Annotated in this window: 22 protein-coding genes; 6 read left to right on the forward strand and 16 right to left on the reverse strand. The window is 43.0% G+C overall.

Features of this window, described 5'->3' with window-relative positions; translation table 11 throughout:
• Positions 1–12: 12 nt before the first annotated feature.
• From J4N23_RS15725 to rpsA, 9 genes are all read right to left on the reverse strand, one after another.
• Complete coding sequence (locus J4N23_RS15725; RefSeq protein WP_207428656.1) at positions 13–831, reverse strand: energy transducer TonB; 819 nt, start codon at positions 829–831, stop codon at positions 13–15.
• A 1-nt stretch (position 832) separates the two neighbouring features.
• Entirely contained in the window at positions 833–1,228 is a 396-nt protein-coding gene (locus J4N23_RS15730) for a biopolymer transporter ExbD (RefSeq protein ID WP_207428657.1), read from the reverse strand.
• Positions 1,229–1,286: 58 nt separating this feature from the next.
• Complete coding sequence (locus J4N23_RS15735; RefSeq protein ID WP_207428658.1) at positions 1,287–1,979, reverse strand: MotA/TolQ/ExbB proton channel family protein; 693 nt, start codon at positions 1,977–1,979, stop codon at positions 1,287–1,289.
• Between the two features lie 3 nt (positions 1,980–1,982).
• Positions 1,983–3,032, reverse strand: coding sequence for an SPOR domain-containing protein (locus J4N23_RS15740; RefSeq protein WP_207428660.1), 1,050 nt, complete (start codon positions 3,030–3,032; stop codon positions 1,983–1,985).
• Between the two features lie 41 nt (positions 3,033–3,073).
• Entirely contained in the window at positions 3,074–4,744 is a 1,671-nt protein-coding gene (locus tag J4N23_RS15745) for a TonB-dependent receptor (protein WP_207428661.1), read from the reverse strand.
• 5 nt (positions 4,745–4,749) lie between these two features.
• Positions 4,750–7,776 (reverse strand): tetratricopeptide repeat protein, encoded by a 3,027-nt coding sequence (locus J4N23_RS15750; RefSeq protein ID WP_207428662.1) that lies wholly within the window; start codon positions 7,774–7,776, stop codon positions 4,750–4,752.
• Positions 7,777–7,921: 145 nt separating this feature from the next.
• On the reverse strand, positions 7,922–8,857 hold the full coding sequence (locus J4N23_RS15755) for an aspartate carbamoyltransferase catalytic subunit (protein WP_207428663.1): 936 nt from the start codon (positions 8,855–8,857) through the stop codon (positions 7,922–7,924).
• Between the two features lie 31 nt (positions 8,858–8,888).
• A complete protein-coding gene (gene pyrR / locus J4N23_RS15760; protein WP_207428664.1) occupies positions 8,889–9,431 on the reverse strand; it encodes a bifunctional pyr operon transcriptional regulator/uracil phosphoribosyltransferase PyrR in 543 nt (180 codons plus the stop codon).
• Positions 9,432–9,602: 171 nt separating this feature from the next.
• A complete protein-coding gene (rpsA, locus tag J4N23_RS15765; RefSeq protein WP_207428665.1) occupies positions 9,603–11,549 on the reverse strand; it encodes a 30S ribosomal protein S1 in 1,947 nt (648 codons plus the stop codon).
• Between the two features lie 181 nt (positions 11,550–11,730).
• Between rpsA and J4N23_RS15770 the strand changes: the two genes are divergently transcribed.
• On the forward strand, positions 11,731–11,940 hold the full coding sequence (locus J4N23_RS15770) for a hypothetical protein (protein WP_207428666.1): 210 nt from the start codon (positions 11,731–11,733) through the stop codon (positions 11,938–11,940).
• Positions 11,941–11,973: 33 nt separating this feature from the next.
• On the opposite strand, the gene J4N23_RS15775 is transcribed toward J4N23_RS15770, so the two are convergent.
• Complete coding sequence (locus tag J4N23_RS15775; protein WP_207428668.1) at positions 11,974–13,194, reverse strand: glycosyltransferase; 1,221 nt, start codon at positions 13,192–13,194, stop codon at positions 11,974–11,976.
• 166 nt (positions 13,195–13,360) lie between these two features.
• Entirely contained in the window at positions 13,361–14,050 is a 690-nt protein-coding gene (gene cmk, locus J4N23_RS15780) for a (d)CMP kinase (RefSeq protein WP_207428669.1), read from the reverse strand.
• A gap of 64 nt (positions 14,051–14,114) precedes the next feature.
• Here cmk and arfB point away from each other — a divergent pair, with 64 nt between their 5' ends.
• On the forward strand, positions 14,115–14,519 hold the full coding sequence (arfB, locus tag J4N23_RS15785) for an alternative ribosome rescue aminoacyl-tRNA hydrolase ArfB (protein WP_207428670.1): 405 nt from the start codon (positions 14,115–14,117) through the stop codon (positions 14,517–14,519).
• Positions 14,520–14,543: 24 nt separating this feature from the next.
• Here the strand turns inward: arfB and J4N23_RS15790 are convergent, their stop codons facing one another.
• Both J4N23_RS15790 and lon read right to left on the reverse strand, forming a co-directional pair.
• Positions 14,544–15,491, reverse strand: a complete 948-nt coding sequence (locus J4N23_RS15790) for a lipid A deacylase LpxR family protein (protein WP_370527287.1) — start codon at positions 15,489–15,491, stop codon at positions 14,544–14,546.
• Positions 15,492–15,678: 187 nt separating this feature from the next.
• Positions 15,679–18,150, reverse strand: a complete 2,472-nt coding sequence (lon, locus tag J4N23_RS15795; protein ID WP_207428672.1) for an endopeptidase La — start codon at positions 18,148–18,150, stop codon at positions 15,679–15,681.
• Positions 18,151–18,470: 320 nt separating this feature from the next.
• Here lon and J4N23_RS15800 point away from each other — a divergent pair, with 320 nt between their 5' ends.
• A complete protein-coding gene (locus J4N23_RS15800) occupies positions 18,471–19,109 on the forward strand; it encodes a tetratricopeptide repeat protein (RefSeq protein ID WP_207428673.1) in 639 nt (212 codons plus the stop codon).
• 67 nt (positions 19,110–19,176) lie between these two features.
• Here the strand turns inward: J4N23_RS15800 and J4N23_RS15805 are convergent, their stop codons facing one another.
• Genes J4N23_RS15805 through gpmI form a run of 3 tightly spaced genes read right to left on the reverse strand, consistent with a single transcriptional unit; the run spans position 19,177 to position 21,806 of the window.
• The gene (locus J4N23_RS15805) at positions 19,177–19,716 is read right to left on the reverse strand and encodes a CAP domain-containing protein (RefSeq protein WP_207428674.1); all 540 of its coding nucleotides are present in this window, start codon (positions 19,714–19,716) and stop codon (positions 19,177–19,179) included.
• A 29-nt stretch (positions 19,717–19,745) separates the two neighbouring features.
• Positions 19,746–20,282, reverse strand: a complete 537-nt coding sequence (locus J4N23_RS15810) for a hypothetical protein (protein ID WP_207428675.1) — start codon at positions 20,280–20,282, stop codon at positions 19,746–19,748.
• 3 nt (positions 20,283–20,285) lie between these two features.
• Entirely contained in the window at positions 20,286–21,806 is a 1,521-nt protein-coding gene (gene gpmI / locus J4N23_RS15815) for a 2,3-bisphosphoglycerate-independent phosphoglycerate mutase (protein WP_370527288.1), read from the reverse strand.
• A gap of 115 nt (positions 21,807–21,921) precedes the next feature.
• Here gpmI and nadC point away from each other — a divergent pair, with 115 nt between their 5' ends.
• The 3 genes from nadC (at position 21,922) to J4N23_RS15830 (ending at position 24,299) form a co-directional block, all read left to right on the forward strand.
• Entirely contained in the window at positions 21,922–22,767 is an 846-nt protein-coding gene (gene nadC / locus J4N23_RS15820; RefSeq protein ID WP_207428680.1) for a carboxylating nicotinate-nucleotide diphosphorylase, read from the forward strand.
• A 63-nt stretch (positions 22,768–22,830) separates the two neighbouring features.
• Positions 22,831–23,478 carry a glycerol-3-phosphate 1-O-acyltransferase PlsY gene (gene plsY / locus J4N23_RS15825; RefSeq protein ID WP_207428681.1) on the forward strand — a complete coding sequence of 216 codons (648 nt, stop codon included), beginning with the start codon at positions 22,831–22,833 and terminating at the stop codon, positions 23,476–23,478.
• A gap of 35 nt (positions 23,479–23,513) precedes the next feature.
• Positions 23,514–24,299 (forward strand): M48 family metallopeptidase, encoded by a 786-nt coding sequence (locus J4N23_RS15830; RefSeq protein WP_207428682.1) that lies wholly within the window; start codon positions 23,514–23,516, stop codon positions 24,297–24,299.
• Positions 24,300–24,302: the final 3 nt, after the last annotated feature.

Raw genomic sequence — 24,302 nt, forward strand, 5'->3', positions numbered from 1 at the left:
CTCTTGAACGATTTAATGTACTTTGAAATTGAATACTACCTTGCCCATCTGGACATCTGGCGCAGACTCTAGCTGGTTTAAACGAGCTCCTAATACGGCCCGCTCACATTTCTCCCACAGGTCTTTATCAGATAAAGTAGTACCTCGTACTCCCGCACGGGCATATACTACCTGACCAGTTTTATCCACTCTGATTTCAACGGCAATTTTTCCGGATCGCTGACCTTCGTCTTCAATTTTAGGAAGGTTTACAAAGCGTCGGCCTGATAAGTCTAACTGCGTGTTTCCGAAACCAGACCCACCTTTTCCGTAGCTTGAGGCCAGTGGATCTCCGTCTGGGTCGCCCTGGTTTCCTGGTTTATTACCTGTGCCATCTCCCTGGCCGGTACCGTTATTCTTTTTGCCTTTGTACAATGCGGCTTCATTGACGGTCGGCTTACTTTCCCTTGTCTGAGGAGAAGTTGAGGGCGTTGGGCTACTGCTCTTTTTTGATGTCGTAACTACAGGGGCATCTTCTGCATCCTGCGTGACTACAGCTCTGTCGCTGTTTTCCGAAGACGGCGTAGGTTGTGCTTCCGGGTTTTCAACTACCTTGTTTGGAGGTGTAGTACTGGCATTGGGTGCAACGGAGGGCTCTTCGATGCTCATAAAATCGCTACCCATGCCTTCATCCACCGTTCCATAATTAACTACTATACCTCCGGTTCCAACTATTTCCTGAGGCATGTTCATCCCAAAAACAATAAAGTAGCTTATCAATAGCAATATTGCCATTACTCCGGTAGAGAAGAGGAGCGCTTTTGGATAGTTATTTTCCTCGCGATACTGCATCTTATTTATTCTCTGTAGCAAGTACAAGTTTGATACCCAGTTTGTTCGCAATGTCCATTACTTGCACCACATCCTGAATAGCAACAGTGCGGTCGACATGGAGCACAATAGTCAGTTCTTGGACTTGTTGCTGCAAGCCACCTAAACGGGGTTGAAGCTCCTCCAACTGAATTTGCTGCTTATCCAGGAAGTATTCCAGGTCTTTCGTTACTGTTACAGTAACGGTTTTTTTAGAAACAGATTGTCCTGAATCAGAGCGAGGGAGCAATAGTTTTATAACGTTTGGATTGGTTACAGTAGAGGCAATCAGAAAGAACAACATCAGAAAAAACATGATATCATTCATTGCTGATGAGTGCACTTCAGCTGTCGGCCGCTTTCTTCTTCTTAAATTCATGTTTGGAAGATCCTTCTTTAGTGAAATATTAATTACGGAGTAGGTTCTGCCGGATAAATTATCTTCCCGGCTCTTCCAGCAGATCGATGAACTCTACAGCATCAGTCTCCATTTTTAGGATCACTCTGTCTACCATGATATTTAAAACGTGATAGCCAATGTAAGCCAGAATACCGATCATCAGTCCCGCTGCAGACGTAATCATCTTCTCGTATAGTCCGCCGGCAATTATACCCATACTGATATTGTCGGAAAGAGAGATGTTATAGAAAATCCGGATCACACCCGAGATCGTCCCTACGAAACCAAGCATGGGAGCAATACCCGCTACGATCCCGAGGATACTGATATTTTTTTCAAGTTTTGATACTTCCAGCTTACCAATATTTTCGATCGCTCCTTCGATGTCTTTTATCGGGCGGCCAATGCGTGTAAGTCCCTTCTGCAACATCCGCCCTAGAGGGGAATTACTACTGCGGCATATTGCGATGGCCGAGCTAAGATTGCCTGAAAGAATATGTTGCTTAACCTGAGACATCAGATTATTCTCGTCTTTTGACGCTTTTCTAATGGTGATATATCTTTCTATAAAGATTACGAGTGCCAGGAAAAACAGAATAGCAATAGGAATCATTACCCATCCTCCCTTAAAAAGAAGATCGATGAATCGAAGCTCCTGAGCTGCCTCTACTGTACCCGCTGCTGCTGTAGCTACTGTGTCTTGTAAAACTGTATCTTGTAATAAAAGCATGTGTTATTTGTTGTTATTGTTGTTCTTAATGATTAGTATCCAGGCTTCCTTGTTTATTTCCTCATGAATGCGGCGCTTTTCTTTCTGTGCGGCATCATTGTTTGTAAAGCTTCCAATGCTGACTTTAAACTTTGGTTTTTTGTCGTCTTCAATTACACTGGCATCAATTCCCCTCTTACGCATAATCTTTACGTAGTTATCGGCCTCCGACCGCCTGTTGAAGGACGCACTTATAATCTCGTATCTCGTTACCGCTTTTCGCGTCGAGTCGACCGTCGTGGTTGTTTTCGTATTAATGTTAACAGTATCCCTTGGCTGCTCTACAACAAAACCTTCCTGCTTTAACGTGTTTTCGATAATGCTATCCGCCATTGCGATCGAATCAGCAGTAGTTTTGGGTTGCGGCTTTGCTACCGGGGTTACTGTTTTGCGTGGATTGCGGGATTCCACCTGCTTCACTAAACTGTTAAAAAGCTCCTGATTGTAAAAATAAATACCAGTGATGGTTGCCGCTATTACAAATAAGCCGGCAAGTAATACAGCTGGCCAAACTCTTCGTTTTTTATGCACTGCCTCCGTATCGACTACTTCTGCAGGCAGTTCTGCTGGTAGGGGCTGTCTTCTGTCCGAAGTAAAGAAAGAAGTTTTAATCTCTTTAACAGGAGGTAGAGCAAAGCTACTGAGACTTCCTGAAGCCTCTGTCGCCTTGAAGGAGAGGCCATGTTCAGCTTTCTGAAGGACGCCTACCGAATTAAGGGATGCAGCGCCTGTAGTCCGAAGGGCATACTGCAGGCTGTCAGTGTACTTTTCCGCGAAGTACCGGGCAGAGGCAGCTGATATATTTTTTGCTGACCGGATATGTTCAATCAATCCTTCACTCAGGACTGAACCGGCATCTTCCTTAAAGCCCAACTCGAAAGATGGGGGATAGAAGAGGCCCTTTGATTTGTCAAAAAAAGCAGATTTTTTTTTCCTATAAAAGGTGCCAATACCGGGAAGGCTTACTTCATTTTGCTCTTTTAGTAATTCTGAAATAAATAGCCCTACGTCCATCCGGGTAAAATTAGCTTAAATTATCTACCAAGTCAATCTTATCAGAATGAATAATTAAGACCCCCGAATATGTTGAAGCCATAATTCGGATAGTACAGATATCGTTGGTACTGGCTTCCAAACAGGTTGTTTATTCGGGTAAAAATGCCAATGCGGTTCTTTAACATGTACTCGGCACCTGCACTCAAATCCACAAAGCTCTTTACAGTTACAACTCTCTGTTCCGCTGGCGATATGTAGGTAAGTGCCTGGGTATCTCCATTAAGTACAATTTCTCCGTCGATGTTGAATCGGTCACTGAATGCTAAGCGGGCATTGGAGGTCAGGCGGAATCCGGGACGTAACCAGGCAGCGTCTTCTGTCGCCATTTTATACTTGTTCATCTGCACTTTCCCCGTCCAGGTTAATGTCTCAGACGCTTTGAAGCTCAATTCTCCTTCTAAACCAGCGATGGTACTGTTTCCGGGGTCATAAATAATATCAAACTTTTGGGGTGTGTTGGGATTGGCGGCATATAAAGGAAGATTTTCTACTCTTTTCAAAAACACCATTGCTTTGAATCCGAATCCTGAGCCTCCATTTCCTTTAATACCTCCGTAGAAATTTGCTTTTTCGACAGCATTACGGATAGTGATATTGCTGGCCAGGAAGGGATTCTCATTAGCAAAATCTCTGAATGAAGCTTTTTTTACATCGCCAACCAATCCTGCAAAAATGGTTGCAAAGTCTGGCACGATAGGAACTTCTGCGGTTAACGCAGGCAGGATAGTGGTTCTTGGATCAAAGCCAAACTCTTGAACAAAATTCAGTCCTAAAGCGACTCTATAGTTTTTTCCCTGAAATTTGATGTACGGATTAGCGCGGAAGATATGGTTACCAACGCTATAGGAAGAATCTTTAACGCCAGTGAAATCAAGGGAGCTGTTTAAGCCGATGTTAAATTGTCTCCAGACATTATTGAAAAAACCACTTAACGCGAAAGAACTCTCTCTGCCATCAAAGCGATTAGCAAACCGATAAGCATCGGCTTTTACAGCAAAGTCAAGGTTGTTGTCTTTTTGATAATTTTTCAGTAGTTCCCCCCTGGCAGAAAAGGTACTGAAGCGTTGTCTCTCGGGATTTGTATTAAACAAAGGTTGTTCGGGATTTACTCCGTAAAAATGAGTCGCAAACCGCTCGAAGCCTATATCCCCATTAAGAGTAATTTTTTCAAGGATACTCTTGCCAAATAGGCCTATTTGCTGACGCGAGATGTTTTGCTTGTTGAGGTTGCCTTCCTGACCCAAATGTTTAAAAAATACCCCGGCCTGAAGCGCCTGATCCTGCCCCGTGTTGATATAGAATTCACCCAGATTTGTGCCCAGATTTCCCACCCCAACTTTGGCATAGTTGTTTCTCAAAACTTCGAAGGAGGCCTCTTGTACCGGCTGAGCCTGCAGTTGGGTGATATCGCTGTTTAACTCCAACTTGTTATCCAGGATAGCGTAGCTAAGCGTGGGTTTAAAGGGTTTGTAGTTGGTTAAATCTGGACTTCTTCTGATTTTGGCGGCATCAGCTAATACCGGCTTGTATGCCCTTACTACTTCAATCTCTTCGGTCAATGAACCACTCGGTTGCTGCTCTGGCTTTTTCTCGTCCGGCTGAGTTTGGCTCTGCGCGGTACCTGCAAGTGCAATGCTGAAAATCGCTAATGAAATATATTTGAAGTTCATTTCCCTTATTTCTTAGTATTAAGCTGATTCAATTTCTCTTTCGCAGTTGGAATGATCTCATCATTTCCTTCATAGTTATCTATCAAGCTTTGGAGAGTCGCTTTGGCTTGAAAAGTGTCTTTCATTGCTACAAAGTTATCTGATAGCAAGAGGAAGCTTTTCGCGATCCAATAGTCGTGAGACGGCATCTTATTGCTCAGCTCGTAAATCGTTTTTTCAGAAGCTTTGTACTGGCCTTTCATGTGTTGAATCAGGGCCAGGTTGTATTTTGCTTCAGCGGCTGTAGCTGTAGTTGTTTTTGTAGAAACTTCTGTAAATTCTTTCACCGCAGTTGTAGTGTCACCTTTTGCCATATATGCTTTTCCTGCGTAAAGGCCTGCCAGTAGCTTGTCTTCATTTGAAGCCTTGTCAAATGTCCTGACAAGGTTCACATATTTCAGTACATCATCCTGCATCCCCATGTGGTAGTAAGCTTCCATCAGGTTGTTCACTGCAAAGCCGTAGTTTGCTTTGTATTCGGATGTCAACTCCAGCTTCTTCAGGTATACGATAGCTTCGTTGTATTTTTTCTGCCTTAGGTACAACTTTGACATACTAATCAACGAACGCTCAGTGTATTCGCTGGTCCAATCGTTTAAAATAAAGTTGTAATCTGGAATTGCTTCATCTGGTCTGTTTAACTGAACCAAACTTTCTGCCCTTATAAAACGCGCATGTTTATCATGAATTGGGCGTGGAAACTTGTCGAAGTAGGCGTTTATTGCCTCAAAGGCCGCCTGATATTCGCCTCTCAGGAATCGGTTGTTCGCTGCCTGAAAAGTGATGTTGTCCTGCTCGGCCGTGCTCAAATTTCCAATGCTTGTTCCATTGGCGTACGCCAGGAAGCCATCCGCATCAGCACGGTCCAGATAAATGTTTTTAATCGATTCAAGGGCAAGCTTAGCCTCGTCTGTGGTAGAATAGTCCTTAACCACTCTTTTAAACATCTCAAGCGCTGCATCATCGTTATCCTGATTGTAATGAACCAAGCCAATAGTAACGAGTGCTCGCGGAACGTAGCTGCTTCTTGGGTACTTCTCAACCAAGGCTGTCAGGTCGTTTTTCGACTTGTCATTCTCACCCTTAACAAAATAGGTATAGGCAATTTCGAAGCCGGCATCGTCAGCATAATTTGATTTCGGAAACTGCTTAAGTAGCGACTGGTGGGCAGCTATCTTTGCGTCATTGTCTCCCACGAGCCCGTGAATCATACCTTTTTGAAACAGTGCATAATCCTCGCCCTGGCCGTTTCCGGCGATCACCTTGTTATACTGTTGCATCGCACGGTCGTAGCTTCTCATTACGAAGTACGAGTCGGCTAGACGGAGATTGGCGTCGTTCACCGTATTTCTGTCTTTGTCATTGCCGTTTAAGAATCTTTCGAAATAGTTAGCTGCCTTAGAATAATTGTCGTTCTGGAAGGCAGAATACCCCAGGGCATAATTAGCATAGTTGTATACGTCTGTTTTTTTAGCAGCTGATAAACCGAGGAACTTTTCAAATTGCTCCACAGACTCACCATACTTTCTTACCTCGAACATTGCCTCTGCCAACCAGTAGGTTGCAAGCGCTTCGATTTCTTCGTCGATAGCATTGTTTTGCGAGCGCATGAACATAGAGATGCTATTCTCGAAAGCGCGTTCGTTGTAAAACTCCAGGCCTCGGTAGTAGGTGACACGCTGGTAAACTGCCTTGGTTTCCTGACTTTTATTAGGTATCGTCTCTAATATGTCAACTGCGTCTTTATAATTTTTTGTAGAAAGGAGGACTTCTCCTAACAAAGTTTTAGCTTCGTTGATTCTTGGCGACTTCGGATAGGTTTTCAGGAATTCCTGAACAGCATCCAGAGCGACGGCGTGAAACTCCAGTTCGTAGGATAACTTGGCATAGTTCAACAAACCCTCTTCCTTGAGTTTAGCATCAAAGTCCAGCTTGGAAGCTCTGAAAAACGCATTACGAGCAGCTTGCTTATTATTTGTTTTGATGAAAGCGTCGCCAAGAGTGATCATCCCGTGCTGGTAGAATATATCTGGCGCTCCCATTTTTTCCAGTTCGGTAATCGCTTTTTTAGGGTTGTTAAGCCTAAGATGGGTATAACCTATCTGATAATTGTCCTGGTTGTTCTGAATTTTTCCCCTGTCGAGGTCCTGAAACTTCTGATAATAGTTCGCTGCTGTTTTAAAATCGTTTTTGGCAAAATAGGTTGCAGCTACAATCCGGTACATTTCGGCTTTGTACTGTTCATCAATCCGCTCAATAGCGGGGATAGTATAGGCAAGCACGTCGTCGTATCGCTTGTCCAGGAAGTAAAGTGCCGAAATATAGTAGGGGTAGCTTGCTTCGTATGTTTTAGATCCTTTCAATCGCTCGAACTCTCTCAAGGCAGTTTTGTAGTCGGCATCGAGGTAGTTGAGGTAGGCATAGTAATAGATTGCGTCTTCGGCGAATTCCCCTTTCTCATCCTTAAGCTTATTGAACAACGGCTCAGCTTCAGTGTACTTTTTTTGCGTGAAATAGGAGTAGGCTAACTTAAACCGGTATTCATCGCTCTCTTTGGCAGTAAGGGTATTAGCATCGATCTGATTAAACCACTCCACTGCTTTATCATAGTTCTTTTTGTCGAAGTAAAACTTACCGAGCTGAAAATAGGCAGATTTAGTATTTGCACTAACAGGATATTCGCGGATAAACCGGAGGAATAAGTTTTCTGCGTTCTGATTGCCTAATTCCAGCGCACAAACAGCCTGATAAAACTGAGCATTCTCCTTCAATAGTGACACCTGTCGGGTATCTACGGGCTGGGAGGAGGGAATGATGTGGTAATCTTCAACGCGACTAAACTGTTCGCTGGCTGCCGTGTATTTCTTTTTATGAAAAAGTTCGATCCCACTTTTATAAGCTTCGTTCAATTTAAACCATTCTGTTTGCTGGGCTTGAAGAATTGACAGGAAAGAACAGATTATAATGGTAGTTAGCGTAAGTTTCTTAAGCATATCTATTTGTGTATCGCTAAGTTAACAGTTATCGCATGGTGTATAGTCACAGTAGAAATTAACACCTGTTGAAAACCCGGCAAAAATAACTTTTAATTATGCAAAAACGCTATATGAGCCCGGAAAAGTATGACCGAAAAATGATTTATTTTTGGCCGGCAAGGAGATAAAGTACCGCCATTCTTACAGCTACGCCATTTTCTACCTGATCTAAAATGATAGACTGCTTACTATCAGCAACATCGCTTGTAATTTCCACTCCGCGGTTTATTGGTCCGGGATGCATAACGGTAATTTCCTTGTCAAGTGAATCGAGGATATTTTTATTTAAGCCGTAAAGCATAGAGTACTCCCGCAGGGATGGGAAGTACTTGATGTCCTGTCGCTCGAGTTGAATTCGCAGCATGTTTGCTACATCGCACCAGTTCAAGGCTTTCATCAGATCAAACTCCACCTTCACGCCAAGCGTTTTTATATACTTTGGTATTAAAGTGGTGGGGCCGCATACCATCACTTCCGCCCCAAGCTTTTGAAGACAGAGGATGTTAGACAAGGCCACCCGCGAATGAAGAATGTCGCCGATGATCGCCACTTTTTTGCCGGCAACATCACCATATTTTTCCCGTATCGAAAAAGCATCCAGAAGCGCTTGTGTGGGATGCTCGTGGGCGCCATCTCCGGCATTGACGATTTGAGCTTTTACACGTTTACTAAGAAAAATGCCGGCACCTGGGTAGGGGTGGCGCATCACCACCATATCTACTTTCATCGCAAGGATGTTATTGACAGTGTCAATAAGTGTCTCGCCTTTGCTGACAGATGACGATGAGGCTGCAAAATTGATGGTATCAGCAGACAAACGCTTCTGAGCCAGCTCAAATGAAAGTCTTGTACGGGTAGAATTTTCGAAAAAGATATTGGCAATCGTAATATCGCGTAATGAAGGAACCTTTTTTATCGGACGATTAAGCACATCTTTGAAGGTGTCAGCAGTCTCAAAAATGAGTTGTATGTCTTTTTCATTCAAATCTTTGATTCCTAATAAATGCCGGGTGCTAAGAATCTGATTTTGGTCTGCCATCGTCCTTGAAGTTTCTTTCTGTAACTATTTTTTATTTCTCTGATAATAATACCACTTTATCTTCCTGCTCAGTTTCTTTCCAGCTAACGATCACTCGTTGCGAATTGATCGTGTCTACCTGGATACCGATGTAATCGGGTTCGATAGGCAGGTGACGAGCAAAGCGTCTATCTACCAGAACCAGTAACTCTACTTTTTCAGGCCGACCGAAAGCAAGCATCGCATCCATAGCAGAACGGATAGTCCTACCAGTCCACAACACATCATCTACCAAGATGACTTTTTTTCCTTCGATGATAAAATCGATCTCCGTGCTGCTGGGAACTAGCGGTCCCTCTCGTCGGCGAAAGTCATCACGATAAAAGGTGATATCAAGATTACCGCTTAATATTTTAGCGTTTGGAAGTATTTGTTGCAGTTCTGCCGTAATCCTTTCTGCCAGGAAAATCCCCCTGGGTTGAATACCAAGGATTACAGAGTTCGAAAAGTCATTATGGTTTTCAATGAGCTGATGACAAAGGCGCTTTATAGTGATCTGGAATTTCTGTCCGTCAAGAAGAGTTAAGTTTTGCATCAGTTTTGATTTCGGCAAAAATAAGAAACGAGCTTGAATTTAGCCAACTTAGTTTTATAAGGCTTTGAAGATATATAGGGACGGCATTGGGGATACATCTGACTTCGAGAAGCAAAACTAGAAAGCCCGACATGTTCATGTCGGGCTTTCTAGTTTTATAAAGATTGCTAATTACTCAGCGTCTTTAGATTTTTTGGCTTTGCTTTCAGCACCTTCCATTTGCTCTTTTAATTGAGCAAGGACACCTAAATCACCTAAAGTTGATTTTTCAACTGATTCTTTAACTTTCTTCACAGCATTTGTAGCTGCTTTCTGATCGTTTCTCTTCTGAGCGTTTTCAGAAGCTCTAGCCTCAGCTTTAGCTTCTTCCCAGATACGTGAGTGAGAAACAACGATACGTTTAGCTTCTTTGTTGAATTCAATGATCTTGAAGTCAGCAGTTTCTTCAGCTTTCAACGCTTTGCCGTCTTCTTTGATGCTGTGTTTGCTTGGGCAGAAACCTTCAACACCGTAAGGAAGAGCAACTAGAGCGCCTTTGTCAGTAACTTTAAGAACAGTTCCTTCGTGGATTGAATCTAGCGTGAAGATAGTTTCAAAAGTTTCCCAAGGGTTTTCTTCAAGTTGTTTGTGACCTAAGCTAAGTTTGCGGTTTTCTTCATCAAGCTCCAGAACAACAACATCTAATGTTTCACCAACTTTAGTGAATTCGTTAGGGTGGTTGATCTTTTTAGACCATGACAGGTCAGAGATGTGAATCAAGCCGTCGATGCCTTCTTCGATTTCAACAAATACCCCGAAGTTTGTCATGTTTTTAACAACAGCAGAATGCTGGCTGCCAACAGGGTACTTCTGAGCGATATCTTTCCAAGGATCAGGCGTAAGTTGCTTGATACCAAGGCTCATTTTGCGCTCGTCACGATCTAATGTAAGGACTTGAGCTTCCACTTCGTCTCCTACTTTAAGGAACTCTTGTGGGTTACGCAAGTTTTGAGACCATGACATTTCTGATACGTGGATCAAACCTTCTACACCTGGAGTGATTTCAAGGAATGCACCATAATCAGCAACTGTAACAATCTTACCTTTTACCTTAGAGCCTACTTCGATAGCTGTGCTAAGGGACTCCCAAGGATGTGGAGTAAGTTGTTTTAAACCAAGGGCAATACGTTTTTTCTCGTCATCAAAGTCAAGTACAACCACGTTGATTTTTTGATCAAGTGCCAATACTTCTTTCGGATGCTCGATACGGCCCCATGAAATATCTGTAATGTGAAGAAGTCCGTCAACACCACCAAGGTCGATGAAAACACCGAAGTCAGTGATATTTTTAACAGTTCCTTCAAGAACTTGTCCTTTTTCAAGTTTCGCAACGATCTCAGTTTTTTGGTTTTCAAGATCGTCCTCGATAAGTACTTTGTGAGAAACAACAACGTTTTTGAACTCATGATTGATTTTAACAACCTTGAATTCCATTGTTTTTCCTACGTAGATATCGTAGTCACGAATTGGCTTAATGTCAATTTGCGAACCAGGCAAGAAAGCCTCAACACCCATAATGTCAACGATAAGACCACCTTTAGTACGGCTTTTTACAAAACCGTTAATGATTTGATCTTTCTCTAAAGCTTCATTGATAAGCTCCCATGACTTCTGAGTTTTTGCACGTTTACGTGAAAGAACCAATTGACCATTAACGTCTTCCTGTGATTCTACAAAAACATCCACTTTATCACCAACTTTTAAGTCCGGTGTATCGCGGAATTCAGATAGAGATACCATGCCGTCGGATTTGAACCCGATGTTTAATACCACATCTTTGTTGTTGATATTTACAACCGTACCGGTGATGATTTCACCTTTGTTGATCTGGTTGAAAGTACCCGCATACATTTGCTCCAGTTTCGCGCGCTCTTCATTGCTGTAGTTGCCGAAACCTTTTTCATTTGAATCCCAGTCAAAATCACCTGAAGGTGTTACCAGGGTTTTAGACTTAATGTCTTCAATTGACAATGAATCAGCTTCTGATTCAATGTTTTCTTTAACCTGTTTGGTTTCTTCGCCATGGAGTTCTGCTGATTTAGCAAGTAGCTCCTTTTCTGCTTCTTGTTTTTTGGCCATTAAATAATTTTTCTCCTTTTTCCCAAAATTGATTTGGGACTGCAAAAGTACGCAAATCAATTTTAATAGAAAGAAATTTTTCTCATTATTTTATTGATATCTAGCTCTTTTCCCGAAAATTCCCAACTGCATCAGTTTGGTATAATGGTTGTAGAGAGTTAGACGATAAACTTTGTTACTTATGAAGACACCTGAAGAAAGAAACCAGTATATTAAAGACAAGGAACAGGAAATTGATGCGACGATAACCGATGCCAATGCGGTGGAAAAACCGGCGGATGACGCTTTTAAAACTCCTAACAAACCCGATAGTCACGCGGGGGAGGTTCCATTTGAAGAGCAGCAGTTTGACGATTATGATTTGAATAATCCGGATACGAAAGGGGACTAGCATCCCTTTTTTTGTTTAGCTTCAAAATGGCTTTTAGAGCAACTGTTCAATAAGTTCTACAGCCTTCTCAATCCCGTTTTCTTCCGAGATTTTATGGGCCATCTCAGTACAGTTGATACCAAGAGAAAGGTTAGTTAATTGCGCAATACGTTCTTTAAATACGGAAGCCGTTAATCGGGAAAGAGGGACAGGTTTTACTCCAAGTCCTTTCTTGTAGGCAAGATCACCCCAAAAATATTGGTCGCCCACGGGATACAGCACGGGACAGACGAACATCGGCTTTCCCGCTCTAAGACATTCCGCAGTTGTGCCGATACCACCATGATGGACAATGGCTTTAACTCTTGGAAATAGTAATTCAAAGGGTGCCGTTTCTATGATCTTTACATTCTCTGGCATTTTTATATCCTCCAAATGCCAATCTCCCCAAGAGGCAGCGATCAAAAACCGTTCGTTCATTTCACCCGCTGATTCTACAATAACCGCCGCAATTTCCTTTTTAACGGGCATACTGCCGAAGGTAATTAGAATGGGTGGCTCGCCACTACTCAGATAGTCATCTAGTTCATATGGAAGACTTCTGGTGTTTTCAGGAAACCAAAAACCAGTCAGCTTATGCTCAGACCCCCAATCTTTCGGCCTCTCTAGGAAATGCTCGCTGATGCCGTACAGAGACAAGGTGTCTCTCTTTGACGGCTTATGCTCGGGGAGTCCGTTCTGCTGACAAAACTGATTGATGGGCTTTCTCAAAAATTGGTAACGCAGATTATTCAGTTTGTAGCTCCACCTATTCAGAAAGTTGGGGAGCCAGAAACCGCTAAAAATAGGGTTGATAAAAGCTGTTGTTTCTTCCATGGCAGGAACCACTGCCGCTCTAACGGATTTTGTTTTCAACTGCCCTGTAAATACGTCCGACAAAGTTTTTGGTCGGTATATAAACAAGTCGCTCGACTGAGCCAGCTGGTAACATTCATTAAGAGATTGTTCTATCAAAGGAAAAATTAGCTTGTCTAGATTTCGCTGGATAGCAAACAGATTTGCTTTGAGGATCTTTTTTCCTTCATCAGAATTTAAGATCTCCTGGTAATCTACGTCGACAGGATGAAAATTTATACCGTAACTCTTTACTAAAGATTCAAAGTTTTTTGCAGTAGACAAAGTTACCTCATGTCCCCTTTCAGCAAGAGCTTTGCCGAGGATAGCGTACGGTTGCACATCACCGCGAGTTCCGATGGTAGATATAGATATTTTCATTGTTCAACTGAATGTTTTAGCACAAGCCACAATAGCTAAGCAAAGAGAGTGCTAAAAACTATCGCTAAGTTTCAGCGCTTCAGTAGCAACAATAACCCATATTTCATGACAATGTTTTAATCAGGAGGAAAAGGAATTGCGGTTATATGTAGTGTATTATGTACAGTTATTTCTGTTGTCGACTGTTGATAAATGGTTCAACTTTGTCGAGCGCAAAGTTCAATTGTTCTTCCGGAGTCAACTCCGTGTTGTCCAGAATAATAGCGTCCTCGGCCCTGGTTAGCGGACTTTCTTTCCGGGTGGTATCCTGGTAGTCCCGGTGTGCCAGGTTTTCGAATACTTCCTCGAGGGTTACGGGAGAGTTTTTAAGCTGCAGTTCTTTAAACCGCCGTTCAGCCCGGATTTTGGGATCAGCAGTCATGAAGATTTTTACCTGGGCTTCAGGAAATACAGTGGTGCCGATGTCGCGGCCGTCCATAACAATATCCTTAGATTTACCCATACGCTGCTGTTGCTTCACCATCTCCCTTCGTACAGCCTTAATGGCACTCACCTCGCTCACCTGTTCCGACACGGCCATCTCCCGGATTTCATCAGAGACTTCTTCTCCGTTCAAGGTAATATGTGTTTGATAGTCTCTGGAATGAAAGTTTAGGTGAATGTCTTTCAAGGCCCGCTCAACATCTGTCATATCTTCAATGTTGATATTGTTACGTTGGAAAAAGAGAGTAACGGCCCTATACATCGCTCCGCTATCAACATAGATGAAATGAAGCTTTTTAGCTAAGGCCTTCGCCAGCGTACTTTTTCCGCAAGATGAGTAGCCGTCAATGGCTACGACAATATTATGTGACATGGAACTGCAAAAGTATTGTTTCTACTTTATTATAATGCAGCATTGTTATTTTCATTTTTGACATATGGATTTTTTAAAAGAGAAGTTTCTCGAGAATATTAGTTTTAAGACCTCCAGGAGTGGTGGCAAGGGTGGCCAGAACGTTAATAAAGTGAGTTCGAAAGTTGAACTGAATTTCGATTTTGAATCCTCGCCGAACTTGAAAGACGAGCAGAAAATAATGCTGCGAACGAAGCTTTCTAAAAGACTTACGGCAGACGGGCAGATTCAAGTAGTGAGTGAGGAGGAGCGGAGCCAGCTTTTGAATAAGGAAAGGGCACTGGAAAAATTATGGCAACTCTTGCAGACTGCGCTTACTGTTCAGAAAGCTAGAAAGGCTACCAGGCCGAGAAAGTCTGCGGTTGAGCAGCGATTGAAGGAGAAGCAACAGCAGGCCCTTAAAAAGATGAACCGCAAGAAGGATTGGTAATCGAAAGCAAGATTTGAGGAGGGGTTAAAAGCGGTAAAATACGCTTGCAGATCCATACTGGTGTGAATCTTCTTGATTCCGAGTCTCTTTTGATTGAAAAGTTATTGAGAAGTTGAGAGTCCACCGTTTTTTAGCATACATAACCCCTAGCTCTTGAGAAAACAAAAATCTGTTAGGATCATGGGAAACAGGCCCTTTATTTTCACGGAATAGCCCACCCTGGATGGTGGCGTTGTACGCAACGTAATGTAGGCTTGGGCGGGCAAAAAAGAAAAACTCTTCAGGGGGAATAGTATCAAGTTTACTGTTAGATATCCGACTGGCACTCATAGCGGAGTTGGTGAGTTTGTTAATTGTTCCACTTCGAAACAGTAGACCTGCTCCTGCGCCGGAAAACGTGCTGCCAATTAAAGCATAGGAGTTCAGGCTGAAGTCGTTTCTCTGGTTCGGTCTTCCAATTAAGCGGGAGTAACCGAAAGAAGCATTCAATCCCGATTCGTTATACAACTGATACTGCCAACCCTTTATCTTATAAAAGCCAACGGTATTGTGGAGTGTTTCCTGAACTTCTTTGCCCAATGCATTTGGACCAATGGTGCCGTATTGCAGAGAGGCCTGATAAATCTGTTCATTCTCTTTCAGCCAGTTCATCCGCACTCCTCCAAACAGGTAGGCCGCAAAAGGACGATCGACGTCACCAATTAAGGGGCTTTCTCCAGAGTTTGGGTTGTATAGTAATTGTCCGCCTTCTACCTCAAAAATCTTTTTAACAGTTTTTGAAACTCGTGTAGATGGCCGTAGTGCATGTCGGAAACTTACAATTAGCCCGTTCGTGTAATATTGATCCTGGCCCAAAGCGAGATATGCATCATTGTCGCTTCTGAAACCAAACTCATTCCGAAAGTTTTTCTCCTGTCCCATTAAGAGGGAAGGTAACAGCAGGAGAAAAAATATTTTGAGGAAAAGTTTCATTAGATCAATTGCTCATGTTTTTGATCTGTAAAACGAAAAGGGTAAAGAAAAGTTCCAGCCCCGATAAGGGAGAGGATTTCTTCAAAAGCGCGAGGGGGTATCATCTGCGGTATTGTTATTTACGTTGAAAGGGAACATGTGCACGAGCATAAATGAAAAAGGAGGTTTTTTCAACCTCCTTTCTGGATTAAGATGCAGTTATTTCGTGCGACAACTCTCGTAGTGAAAGGTCAATCGGATCTTTTACCTTTTCATCTGTTAAAGCAATGTCGATTACCTCTTTCATCTCGGTCACATAATGAAAAGTCATGTCTTTGATGTAATCCTCTTTGATTTCAAGAATATCTTTCTGATTCGATTTTGCTAGAATTACCTCCTTGATATTTGCCCGTTTTGCGGCCAAAATCTTCTCTTTTATTCCGCCTACCGGCAGCACTTTACCTCTTAGCGTGATTTCTCCGGTCATGGCCAGGTGCTGTTTTACACGGCGCTGAGTAAAGGCCGAAGTTAAGGCCGTAAGCATAGTTATACCGGCTGAGGGACCATCTTTAGGGGTTGCGCCAGCTGGAACATGGACGTGTACATCCCATTGATCAAACAAGCGGAAGTCGATATTAAATTTAGATGAATGAGCCCGCAGGTACGCCATTGCTATTGTTGCAGATTCCTTCATTACATCACCTAAGTTTCCGGTCAATGAAAGTCTGCCTTTGCCAGGGCTTAAACTTGCCTCTATAAAAAGAATATCTCCACCTACTTGTGTCCAGGCGAGACCAGTTACAACCCCTGCAACTTCATTGCCTTCATACAGATCTTTGTCGAAAATGGCCGCCCCGAGGATAGTTTCTACATCATTTTTTGATAATGCAGCCGGATGCTCGTCTCCCATTGCAATTTTAGTTGCAACGCCTCTTACTACTGAACCTATTTTTTTCTCCAAACCACGTACCCCTGACTCACGCGTGTAATCTTCAATGATTTTTTCAATTACTGCTGGTTTAAGCGTTACGTCTTTCTTTTTTAGCCCATGTTGTTCCAACTGCTTCGGTAGTAAGTGCTGTTTCGCGATCTCGATCTTTTCTTCTATCGTGTATCCGTTCACCTCAATTACTTCCATCCGATCGAGCAGAGCGGGTTGAATGCTACTTAAAGAGTTTGCAGTTGCAATAAACATCACATTTGAAAGATCGTAGTCAAGCTCCACATAGTGATCGTAAAAAGCACTATTTTGCTCCGGATCTAAAACTTCCAGCAAAGCAGATGACGGGTCACCCCGGAAATCATTTCCTACTTTATCAATCTCGTCAAGTACAAAGACGGGGTTGGAGGCTCCAGCTTTTTTTAGCGACTGAATAATCCGTCCCGGCATCGCCCCGATGTAGGTTTTACGATGGCCTCTGATTTCTGCTTCGTCCCGCACTCCACCCAAAGCAATGCGAACATATTTCCGCCCCAATGCTTTTGCTACTGATTTTCCTAGAGAAGTTTTACCAACTCCTGGGGGACCGGCAAGGCAAAGTATTGGTGCTTTCATGTTGTTTTTCAACTTAAGCACTGCCAGATATTCAATTATTCTTCGTTTGACTTTCTCCAGACCGTAGTGTTCCTTGTCCAGGATCTTTTCAGCCCGCTTCAGGTCGAAGTTGTCTTTCGTAGTTTCGTTCCAGGGAAGATCCAGTAGCAATTCGAGGTAATTTACTTGTACCGAGTAATCGGCGGCGGCAGGATTCATCCTCGCCAGCTTGTCGAGCTCTTTGCTGAAATGCTGGCCTACCTCCTTACTCCACTGCTTCTTGGCGGCGCGTTCCCTCAGGTTTTCTAATTCCAGATCGGGTGTGTTTCCCCCCAGCTCTTCCTGTATAGTCTTCAGCTGCTGATTAAGAAAATACTCCCGCTGCTGTTTGTCTAGATCTGTCCGCACCTTAGACTGGATCTGGTTTTTTAATTCCAGCATTTGCAGCTCGGTAGTCAGATGTTCTAGAACCATCTTCGCCCTGTCATGTAAATTAGCTACTTCTAACATTTGCTGCTTGACAGGGACGTCAGCATTCATGTTAGATGAAATAAAGTTTATTAGAAAAGAAGGGCTCTCGATGTTCTTAATAGCAATGCCTGCTTCGCTGGGAATGTTTGGCGAAAGCTGGATGATCTGCATTGCCAGTTCTTTAACCGAAGCAACCAGCGCTTTAAATTCTTTATCGGTCTTTGGTCGGATCTCTTCAAACTTGTCGATCGAGGCCTTGATGTAAGGCTCACTCTGCACCTCCTCTCGTAGCCGGAAACGTTGTTTCCCCTGGATTATGACAGTTGTACTTCCGTCCGGCATTTGTAGCATCTTAATGATGAGGGCAACAGTACCAACAGCGTTTAGCTGGTCAAAAGCCGGATCTTCGATCGCTACGTCCCGCTGAGACACAACCCCAATTGTTCTGTCACCTTTGTATGCATCCTTAATTAGCTTTATTGATTTATCGCGGCCGACAGTGATGGGTATAACCACACCTGGGAATAAAACAGTATTTCTTAAAGGCAGAATGGATAGAACTTCAGGGGTTTGCTCGTTATTCATTTCCTCTTCGTCTTCTTGCGACATCAGGGGAAAGAATTCAGTATCTTCATTTATTATAGGCAACGATTGATTAAAATCTAAGCTATTCATTCAGTTCCTTTCTCAACGTCAAACTGACAGTTGATTTGTTTTCAGTTTTGTTTCTATTGCTAAATGATTATGGATGCAATGCTTGTGCCAATTGAAATTAAACTACCATTTAATCCGGAAATGCATGCATTACCTGTTAAAACGTCAGGCAAAACAAAAGTTTTGTAAAGTTTAACAATCCACTAAGAAACAAAAATTATTTTATGCTGTATTAATTGTTTTCCGCCAATAACGAAAGTCTCTAACATAGAGCACAAACGGTTCCCGGAAATAATATTACCTTTCATCCGTTATAAGATGAGTTCAACTATTGATTACAAATGAAAGTTTTCACCCCTCTTTTGTCTCTTTTGTTTTTATTTACTGGTTTAAATGCCCAGCAAAGGGTTGAGTCGCAGAACACTTACGTTAACTTAGGCCAGAAAGCAGTGATGGACGGTAATTTCAAGCTGGCTGTTACGCATTTGGAGAAGTCTCTTAGTTCTGAAGCTAACAACGCTCACGTTCTTTATATGCTTGCTTATTCCTATTACCATTCTGGAGAATATGCCAAAGCGGTAAGTACTTTCGGGCAAGTTCTTTCTCTTCGCCCAAATGAAGTGTCAGCTTATTACTATCGAGGTAAAGCGCGGAATGTGTTAGGTGCACAAATGAGCAGTTCCCTGACAGCTCTCGAGCGAGAAAAGTTACTGCTTGCAGCAATTAAAGACTTTAGCAAAGCGATTGAATTGAACCCTGAAGATACGAAGCTATATCAGAACAGAGCAATCGCTTATCGCGATTACGGTATTTTGAAAGGACAAAAAGTTCCGAAAGTTTACGATAAAAATGCAGCTGCCAACGCTTACAGAGCTAGCATGAGTGATCTTCAGCGTCTGCTCGATATAAACCCGGGACGCAAAGATGTTTTAGATGAGATGAAAAAGGCACGAGTTTATTTATCGAATCTCGACAACTAACATAAAGTTCACCAAAAGGCTACACTGATAAAGTGTAGCCTTTTCCTTTTAACAAAGCTGCTGCTTTCTACCTTCTTGCGAACGGATATCTGCCACCAAAATCCTGCACCCAATACGAATTGTAAAATGCGATGCCCACTTCTTTGAAGTCTGGTTTCATCAGATTACGACAGTGAGCAGGACTTCCGATCCATCCGTCCATCACTTCTTTTATTGAACGTTGTCCCCAGGCAATATTCTCGCCGATTATGAAAGCACGATACCCGGTTGGAGTATAGCCGGCTCCAGTAATCCGGTCTTTGATAGTTCTTCCGTCTTTACTTTTGTGGTCAAAATACTTATTTCGGTTCATGTCCTGGGCATGAGCAAGAGCAGCTAGTTCAAGCTGTGTATTCCAGACCAGTGGAGGCGCTGGAGGCATATAGGTGTTACCGCAATTACAGCCTTTTTCTCTTAAGCGGTTGATGCGGGACAAAAACTCTTCCTGGAACTTAATCCCCGGATTTCGCACGGTTGCAACTGGCGATTGCGTAGCGAAATTTTCAACTACACAGGAGGCAAGAAGTAAAAAAATAGAAATCCCCAGAATAATACGCTTCATCATCATACAGACTATGAAACGTACGAGATGTTTAATTATTGGGGAGGAAACTTACCTGAAATTCGGTAGTTATTATTACCCAGTACCCGAACGTGTTGCTCTTTATTGATAAGGTACAACGAATCAGGGGAATAGAATAATGTCTCGGTGGAGGTATATAAAGGATTGTTTGTTACGTTGGTTATCGCTATGGACTTAATCGTCTCGGGTTCCTTAAAGCGCAACTCAATTTTTTGTGTTCTTAAGCTCTTATCGAGGGCGAGATAGGTAACACCGGAAAGTCCTCTTTTTACCAGGTAACTGTTTTTCCACGCCGGTTTATTAATGTCTGATTCCGTAAATAAGGAAAGCTCGGCCTGCCAATCATCGATCTTGAGTGTTTTTGCCTCGGAAGCGTCGTTTTGAGATACTGTTTTTGTTATCGAAGGGTTTAACCCGGATAATCGCTTAGCTTCAGCATCAAAAAAGCCGCTGATGTCAAAAAAACTTTTTACATCAGCAGCTTTCTCTGTGTTATTGCAGGCAAGTAGCCCCGTCGAGATTAATAGTAGACCAACTATTTTTTTATTCATCCGCTACACCAGGACATTGCCTGTCATTTTTTCTGGTATACCTACATTCAGCAAATGAAGGACCGTAGGAGCAACGTCTCCCAGTTTACCATCTTTGATCTGCTTGTAGTCTTTATCAATTAGGATACATGGAACGAGATTGGTAGTGTGTGCCGTGTTTGGAGACCCGTCGGCGTTAATCATATAATCCGCATTTCCGTGGTCTGCCAATATGATGAAAGAATAACCCATCTCTAAGCCGGTTTCCACCACTTTTTGAAGACAGGCATCTACCGTCTCAACCGCTTTTACCACCGCTTCGAATACACCGGTATGGCCTACCATATCAGGGTTTGCAAAGTTAAGGCAAACGAAGTCAGGTTTATTTGCCACAAGTTCTTCGCAGATAGCATCTCTAATACCTTCGGCGCTCATCTCTGGCTGAAGATCGTAAGTTGCAACTTTTGGTGAAGGGATGAGCAGTCGTTTTTCACCCACAAATTCTTTTTCTCTTCCACCGGAGAAAAAAAAAGTTACGTGCGGATACTTTTCTGTTTCAGCAATCCTCACCTGGGTTTTACCGGCTCTTTCCAGCACTTCACCTAGCGTTTCGTTTAAATCATCTTTGGTAAAAACTACCTTAACACCTTTGAACGTATCGTCATAAGTGGTCATGGTAATATAGTTCAAAGCCAACGGCTCCATCTGTTGCTCTGGGAAGGCCTTTTGAGTTAGAGCTAAGGTGATCTCGCGACCACGGTCTGTTCTAAAGTTGAAACAGATAACTACATCTCCTTCCTGGATCACCGCTAGTGGACGGCCATTCTCATCTACCCGGACAACCGGCTGCAAAAATTCATCGGTTACCCCTTCAGCGTACGATTTGCTGATGGAGGCAATCAAATCCGTGCTTGGTTGGCCTGTTCCATGGACCATCAAATCGTAGGCCTGTTTCACACGCTCCCAGCGATTGTCGCGGTCCATCGCGTAGTATCGTCCAATTAACGAAGCCACTTGTCCGGCAGAATTTTTAAGATAGTTTTCAAGATCCGAGATAAACCCTTTTCCTGAGTTTGGATCTGTATCACGACCGTCCAGAAAAGCGTGTATAAACACATCATTTACTCCATTAGCCTTAGCTGCATCACATAGTCCGTAGATATGTTTGATGTGAGAGTGAACTCCGCCGTTAGATACAAGTCCTATCAGGTGAACTTTTTTATTGTTGTTCTTTGCGTACTCAAAAGCTTCTGTCAGGACGGGATTCGTGTTAAGTTCTCCGTCGTCAACAGCTTTATGGATTCTCCCGAGCTCCTGGTATACCACTCTTCCTGCACCCAAATTCATGTGGCCTACTTCAGAATTCCCCATCTGTCCGTCGGGCAAACCCACTGCCATCCCTGAAGCTTCCAGCCTCGAATTCGGATATCTTTCAATCAGAGAATTGAAAAACGGCGTCCTGGCCGCAACAATTGCGTTTGACTTATCAGCGTTACCATATCCCCATCCGTCAAGAATGATGAGGGCTACTTTTTTATTTTCCACGGAGCAAATATACATTTGAAACGGACCTGTACAAAGTGTCTCAAGTCATTAATAGGTGTCTTTTCCTGCCGAACAAATCTATAATATTTGTGTATTTGTTATTTTAGCAGCGATTATGGACGAAAAGAACTTACTCGATAAATTTATTCAGGACGCGTTAAGAGAAGATATTGGTGATGGCGATCATACATCCCTGTCTACAATTCCTGCAGGCAAACAGGGCTCAGCCCGATTACTAATTAAGGAAGACGGGGTTGTAGCTGGAGTTGAGGTAGCTCTTGAAATATTTAAGGCAGTTGACCCGGAACTGGAAGTGGAAACTTTAATCAGAGATGGTCAACAGGTAAAAGTGGGAGATGTAGTTCTTCTTGTTAAAGGAAAAATCTATTCCATCCTTACAGCAGAAAGGCTGGTTCTTAACACCATGCAACGCATGAGTGGTATTGCGACCACCACGCGCAGAATTATGAATTCGTTGGAAGGTACTGGCACAAAGGTGCTCGATACACGAAAAACAACTCCGAATATGCGCTTCCTGGAGAAGAAGGCAGTGAAAATTGGAGGAGGTGAGAATCACAGATTCGGTCTGTACGACATGATCCTGATCAAAGATAATCATGTTGATTATGCGGGCGGAATTAAACAAGCCCTCGGCGCAGCTAAAAATTATCTGAAAGAAAAAAATAAATATCTGCAAATAGAGATAGAGGTGCGGAATTTGAGCGAGTTGCGTGAAGTGATCGATGAAGGCGGTGCAGACAGGATATTGCTGGATAATTTTGATTATGAGCAATTGAAGCAGGCCGTAGATCTTGTTGCGGGCCGCTTTGTGACCGAAGCCTCGGGGGGAATTACCGAGGGCAACGTGCTGGAATACGCGAAAACGGGTGTTGACTATATTTCGATGGGCGCTCTAACGCACTCTGTTAAAAGTCTGGATATGAGTCTTAAAGCAATTTAGGTGCTGTTTTTTTAAATTCTTACATCCATTTGACTTTTCTTTTTTAGTATAATTGCAGGCTGAATGATATCTATATATTCTATTTCGGCGCTTTTAGCAGCATATTTATGCGGATCTATTCCAAGCGCAGTTTGGATCGGTCAGGCATTCTACGGGATAGACGTACGTGAATATGGCAGTGGGAATGCGGGTGCCACCAATACTTTCAGGGTATTAGGTAAAAAGGCTGGGATTGCAGTAATGATTATTGACATCCTGAAGGGCTGGACAGCAACCAACCTAGCTTATTTAATCGGTCTGTCAGTTACTGGTCCCCAGAACTCCATACAATTTACAAACTATCAGCTGGCCTTAGGCATCACCGCCGTGATGGGGCACCTTTTCCCAGTCTTTGCCGGATTTAGAGGAGGGAAAGGAATTGCTACACTGTGTGGGATGATCTTTGCTGTACATACGCAGGCCGCTCTTCTTTGCGTGCTGGTATTTCTGATTGTTCTTCTGATATCGAAATACGTATCTCTAAGCTCTATTATGGCTGGCTTTACTTTTCCCCTAAGCGTAATATTTGTATTTCACTCTCCCTTGCGATCGATTGTTTTGTACGGCATGTGTATCTGCATTCTAATCCTAGTTACCCACCAAAAAAACATAGAACGCTTACTCAAAGGCAAGGAGTCGAAGGTTAATTTTTTTAAGAAAAAAACAGCTTAAAAGAAAAAGCGTTATGTGTTAAAACACACAAGCGTATGAAGAATTTAAAAATAATATCTGTCATTATTCTCACTACAATACTGACAGCGTGCTCTACTGTTCCACTAACAGGGCGTAGACAATTAAACCTCGCAAATTCAGAGGCCATCCAACAAGAGGCTGAACAAGCTTACCGCCAGTTTTTAAACGACCCAAAGACGACCGTCGTGAAGAGCGGCTCCGAGTTACAGCGAGTGCGAACAGTTGGAAATAGAATTGCACAGGCCATTGAAACGTATTTGAATCAAAACGGCTATGCTAATCAGTATAATTTTAGCTGGGAGTTCAATCTCATCCAAAGTAAGGATATTAACGCCTGGGCAATGCCGGGAGGTAAGGTTGCGGTTTACACCGGATTGATGCCGGTAGCGCAAACGGATGCAGGTCTGGCAACGGTGATGGGGCACGAGATCGCGCATGCAATCGCGCGACATTCAGAAGAGCGTTACTCCCAGATGATGGGTGCGCAAGCCATCGGCGGTATTGTAGGAGCTTCTACCGGTTCTCAGGCAATAACGCAGTTGTATGGTCTGGGTGGTCAGCTGGCACTACTTCGTTACGGGCGTAAACAAGAATCAGAAGCAGACAGGCTGGGTTTGATCTTTATGGCAATGGCCGGTTATAATCCGGAAAGCGCGTTGTCCTTCTGGCAGCGAATGGCTTCTGCAAAAGAAGGCAATGGAGCCCCACCAGAGTTCTTAAGCAGTCACCCGAGTGATGAAACTAGAATTCGGCAAATACAGCAGAATTTGCCAGAAGCAAGAAAGTATTACAGACGATAGAAG

This window comes from Pedobacter sp. SYSU D00535, assembly GCF_017355855.1.
In the GTDB taxonomy this organism is placed as follows: domain Bacteria; phylum Bacteroidota; class Bacteroidia; order Sphingobacteriales; family Sphingobacteriaceae; genus Desertivirga.